At 64.2% G+C, this 1,383-nt stretch carries 2 protein-coding genes; one reads left to right on the top strand and one right to left on the bottom strand.

The window, feature by feature from the left end; genetic code table 11:
- Positions 1-418 (top strand): hypothetical protein (locus EN925_RS16770; RefSeq protein ID WP_348630330.1); only part of this gene is annotated, 418 nt, incomplete at its 5' end.
- Between the two features lie 114 nt (positions 419-532).
- Here EN925_RS16770 and EN925_RS40730 read toward each other — a convergent pair.
- On the bottom strand, positions 533-1,383 hold an 851-nt coding region (locus tag EN925_RS40730; protein ID WP_245487232.1), incomplete at its 5' end, for an ATP-binding protein.

Genomic DNA, 1,383 nt, shown 5'->3' with positions numbered 1-1,383 from the left:
GAAGGTAATGCATGCGAAAATCCAGACGATCCGCGGCGAGAGCCGCCTTCAGGCTCCAGAGCGCAATGACCGCCGTCCGAAACTGGCGCTGCGCCAGCGGGCCAGCGACCACCCCATGGCGATGTTCATGGTGCTGGCTGCTTGCGCCTTCGTCGGCATGGCGTTCACGCCGACAATCGGGCCGGCCTTCGCTTCGTTGAATCCGCCGGCCAATCTCATCGACGGCGCGCAGACGACGACCAGGACCGCGCGTCTGCCGGTGCCGTTGACCGACTTCGCCTGCAAGGGCCAGGCCTGGGGTGCCGAGAGCATGGATTGCCTGCGCGCCATCGCCGAACAGTCCGGAACACACAAAAGCCGGGCGATCCGCATGATCGCCAATGCCGCGCCGTTGACCGGCACGCCGAATATTTTCTGATTTCCGTCGAAGCATGATCCCGAAAACCGTTCCCGTTTTGTGGACCATGCTCTGACCTCCCCGAGCGCCCTCCAGTGCGCTCCTTTTGGCTCCCGCCCCCGGGAGCCTCTTTTTTTATCCTTTCAAGGCCGCCTGTTCGGCGATGGCGGAGAGCACGCTGCGCACATCCAGCGTGCTGAACGGCTTTTCCAGAATCTGCGGTCGCTGGTGCGCCGGCAAGGCTTCGATTTCGGCTTTGGCACCGATCAGGTCTCCGGTGACCAGCACGAAACGCCGCGCCAAATCGGGCTTTTCGGCGAGCAGCTCACGATAGATCGATATGCCGCTGACGCCGGGCATGCGCAGGTCCGAAAAAACGATGTCCGGCGGCATGTGGCCGCTCAAGGTGGCGGCGCCCGATTCCCAGACGGGCACGATCCGCGACTTGATGCCCATCAGTTCGAGGATGTCCGAGAGCGAGCCGGCGACATCCGGCTCGTCGTCGATGATCAAGGCATGGCGCAGGCCGCTCGATCGCGGCTGGTTGTCGCCGGCGGTGGCGAGGCCGGCCACGATGGCCGGCAGCTGGACGACGAAACGCGCGCCTCTCGGGAGCACTTCCTCGAACCAGACATTGCCATTGTGCCGCTCGATGATCGATTTCGAGATCGACAGGCCGATGCCGGTGCCGACGCCGACCGGCTTGGTGGTGAAATAGGATTCGAAGATGCGGCCGCGGATCGCTTCGGGCACGCCGGGCCCATTGTCCTCGACCGAAAAGCAGGGATGATCCCGGTCGCTGCGGAACGTCCGCACCTTGATCAGCCGGTCGCCGGCAATGCCAGCCAAAGCGTGCTGGCTGTTGATGAGGAAATTGGCCGCCACCTGCGTCACATGGTCGGCGTCGGCCATGGCCAGCAGCGGGCCTGCGGCGAAATCGGTGTCGATGATGATGCCGCTTGAGCGCGCGCCATAGGCGGTCAACT

This window comes from Mesorhizobium sp. M7A.F.Ca.US.006.04.2.1, assembly GCF_004022915.1.
GTDB classification, from domain to species: Bacteria; Pseudomonadota; Alphaproteobacteria; order Rhizobiales; family Rhizobiaceae; genus Mesorhizobium; species Mesorhizobium ciceri.
This window is presented reverse-complemented; position numbering and strand designations above follow the sequence as displayed.